Annotated in this window: 3 protein-coding genes; 2 read left to right on the top strand and 1 reads right to left on the bottom strand. The window is 46.5% G+C overall.

The window, feature by feature from the left end:
* The first annotated feature begins 1,123 nt into the window (after positions 1–1,123).
* A complete protein-coding gene (locus tag DWZ40_RS19035; RefSeq protein WP_118544350.1) occupies positions 1,124–1,678 on the top strand; it encodes a replication/maintenance protein RepL in 555 nt (184 codons plus the stop codon).
* A complete protein-coding gene (locus tag DWZ40_RS19040; RefSeq protein ID WP_243035399.1) occupies positions 1,668–1,877 on the top strand; it encodes a hypothetical protein in 210 nt (69 codons plus the stop codon). Before DWZ40_RS19035 ends, DWZ40_RS19040 begins: the two co-directional genes overlap by 11 nt.
* Before the next feature lie 25 nt (positions 1,878–1,902).
* On the opposite strand, the gene DWZ40_RS19045 is transcribed toward DWZ40_RS19040, so the two are convergent.
* On the bottom strand, positions 1,903–3,420 hold a 1,518-nt coding region (locus DWZ40_RS19045; protein WP_147354209.1), incomplete at its 5' end, for a plasmid recombination protein.

The following is a 3,420-nucleotide window of genomic DNA, read 5'->3' on the forward strand; positions in this document are numbered from 1 at the left end:
CCCCCTTTTTTCGGTTCATCTGAAATTTATGATAAAATGTTCTGTTACTCTTGTCAAGAGTAACCCCTTATGAGTTTTGACACTTCGCATCAAAACACGGGGCTCTCCGAGGGGCAAGGGAGACCCCTTGCAACCCCAAAAAGCGTCACAAAGCACAAAGCACCCATAGGGGGGTGTCGTAGTACCCCCCTATTTTTTGCCCCGCCGTCTGCGGACGGCTCCCCAGTCCTCTTTGCCCTTTGAAAAGGGCAGGCGGACGCCAACCCTAAACTTTACTTTTGGGGCGTTGCCCCAAACCCCACACTCGCCGTGTGGCAGGAGGAAAAGGCAACACGCCTTTCCCTCTGCGAGGGCAGTGTATCGCTCCGTTCCGTCAAGGGACGGGTAGTATTTTCTGCGAAAATCTCCACCCTTAAACCCTTGACTGCACTCTCGCTCTATGTGTCGAAAAATGTCGAAATTTATCGCTTGACAGGGCGAAGCCCCGCTACTGTTCCTAGGGGAGGCTGGGGGTGCAGGGGGCAAAGCCCCTTGCATAGTCCCCCATTCATCATGGAACCAGTGTAGGCGGTCTGGGCGGTACAATCGGCAGACGGAAAAGGGCAGTAGATGCTTTAGCTTCTACTGTTCCCTTTTTCGGCGTAGCCGATAGACTGCCCAGAGGTGGGCTGTCAAGGGGAACATGGAATAGCGGACTGAGCGAAGCGAGGGAGCATATGCCGTGAAAGCCCCTTGACTGACCGCCAGACGGAACGGCAATCAGAACCACAGACTTCCGACTTTGGAGGGGGGTGTGGGGTCTCCCCACAAATATCAATGGGGTTCAATGCCCCATTGATATTTAGAAGAGAGTAAATTTAATTAAAAAGTGCAAAAAAGCCAGTAAAATCAAGGGTTTTCGGGTTTTTGAGCGGTCTAATATATTAAACTGCTTAGTCTGGTCTTGCATACTGTAATGTTAATTTTAATTAGACTAATATGTTAAAAAATCGAAAGTATTTTTAACATATTGACAAGATTGGAAATAGAATGTATAGTCTATTTAGAGTTAACACTACGGTTTGAACATCAGAGTGAAATGTTAAACTCAAACAGACCAAATACTGAAGGAGAGTAAAGTAAAATGGCGGAATACGATAAGAACTTAGAGTACATAAGTCAGACCCAAACCCTCGTAGGGCAGAAAAAGCGAGAACTGGTAGATACCCAGACAGGAGAGGTTATTTGGGTAGACCAGATTACGAAGCGTACCTACGGCACTAAGAACTTCTGGAAGTGCTATTTGATGGACTTCCTCACGGTGTTAGGTATTATAGACAGCAAGCAACTTGATGTATTCATCTACATCGTGGAGAACACCAGTCAGGGGAACAATATGTTCATTGGCACTTACTCCAAGATAGCGAAGGATGTGGGCGTGTGCCGCCAGACCATTGCAACCATCATGAAGAAATTGCAGGAGAACAACTTTATCAAAAAGGTTCAGAACGGTGTATGGCTCGTCAATCCAAACATTCTCATGAAGGGTAATGATACCAAGAGACAAATCCTGCTATCGTACTATGAAAGCGAGGAGCCAGTTGACCAGATTACTTTCAGCAGAACAAAGAAGAAAGAGATTAAGCCAGACAAGCAGGAACAGATGACTTTAGCCCTGGAGGAAAAGAATGATGATTGATTGGGAAGGAGCAGAACTCTGCTATTACTACAACGGCGAAAGCCACGGAATTGATTTATCGGACACACAATTTGCCATCGTTGCAAAGATACTTGGTCTTGAAATAAACCACGATGGGAGCGTTAATTGCTTCTCCGATGAAACGCTTAAACGCTTCATCGGAATGGACAGTAACCCTCTAAAGCTGAAAAAAATATAGAGCAGGGGTTTTCCCTGCTCTTTTTTTATAGGCTCGGTCCATCGTGGTAATGAGAACGCTTCGGAGCTTGTGGCTCTATGATTTTCTCAATGCCCTTGCTGATACCGACACGCTTTTCCATCTCCTCTGCCATCTCCGGAAAGCCGTCCTCTTTCGCCCACTTAGCTCCATACTCTGCCAAGCCATCAATGAGCTTGTCTTGTGCCTTGCTTAAATTGCTTATACCGTACTTGCCGTAGGTGTAATTGCCGTTCTGGTCTTTCTCTCGGTCATATTTCAGCATACCGACTGCCTTAACAACATTTGTAAGGCTCTCGTAAGCCCCTCTAAGCTTGTCTGTGAGGTTATTTATCTTCTCCCATAGTTCTGCCTTGATTTGGTCAATTTGAGCCGTTAAGGAGCGAATTTGACCCCTCAGAGAGGTGTTCTCGGTCTGCAGGTCTGCTATCTTCTTGTCTTTGGCTCTGCCGTCTCTCTCGGACTTCTCCAAAAGCTGATTGAGACGGAGCTGACGATTGTACCTCTCAATGATTTGGTTCTGCATATCTTCCAGACCTGCTTCACGCTTATTGAGCTGCTGCTCTCGCTGATCGGCACGCTGCTCCCTTTGGGAGACAGCAGCCGAACGCTCTCGCAGCGTTTCGATTTCGTCTCGATTGGCGGTGTAGGCTTTCGCCTGCTCCTTGACCGCTTCAAGGTTTTTTTTCTTTATCGCTACGACACCTGGCAAGACGGTCTTGCCGGTGCCGGCAATCTCATCTATGCCCGTCTTGAGTTCTCGCAGTGGCTCGACCTCTGCGACTATGGCTTCTTTCTCCTGCTCGATGTTTCCGAGCATTTCATCACGGGCGTCTTTGTATTCCTCAACTGATAGGTTTTTTCTGGTTGACTGTCGTTCCATTTCGACCTCAAGCCCCATACTTCGACATATTTCGCCAAAATATGACCTTTCACTCTCTTTCCAGAGTTTGGTAGCATTATTCTTTCGGCTCTCATTCTCTGGTGCAAAGCCCATTTCTTTCATGGCTCTATCGAGGGAATTTCTTGTCGAAAGCCCTCGACTATATCCATGAGCCACGGGAACATAATCAAGATGCAAGTGCGGACTGGCTTCGTCCATGTGAATATAAGCCCCAATAAGTCTCAAATTCGGGTTTCGTTCTTCAAAGCTCTTTACATACTGCACAAGGGCTTTCTTTGCCCTTTCCCTCATTTCTGGCTCTTGAAAATCATCTTTACTACCCCACTGCACCACATCTTCGTAGAACAGTTTTTCTCCGTTTTTCGACTTCTGGATATGGTCATAATAGTCCTCTATTTTTCGGTCAGCTCTTTTCTGCTTGCTATTGTATTGTTCCAGAGCGTCCCCAAAAATTTCTTGATACACTTGCCGTATGTCTCTATCTACCAGAGTGATATTTTCAGCCGTTTTTGAGCTGTCAATATTGTCTGGAATTGGCTTGCCTATCTTCTCATATTCTCGTCTATTATGGAGCTGACTTCCCTTGCCTTGTGGCATTGACACCTTGCCCATAACTGAAAT

This window comes from Clostridium sp. AF32-12BH, assembly GCF_003477935.1.
Lineage (GTDB): Bacteria > Bacillota > Clostridia > Lachnospirales > Lachnospiraceae > Brotaphodocola.

Bases quoted from the DNA above. Each gene is read 5' to 3' on its own strand.
- DWZ40_RS19035 (WP_118544350.1), top strand. From the start codon at position 1,124: ATGGCGGAATACGATAAGAACTTAGAGTACATAAGTCAGACCCAAACC.
- DWZ40_RS19040 (WP_243035399.1), top strand. From the start codon at position 1,668: ATGATGATTGATTGGGAAGGAGCAGAACTCTGCTATTACTACAACGGC.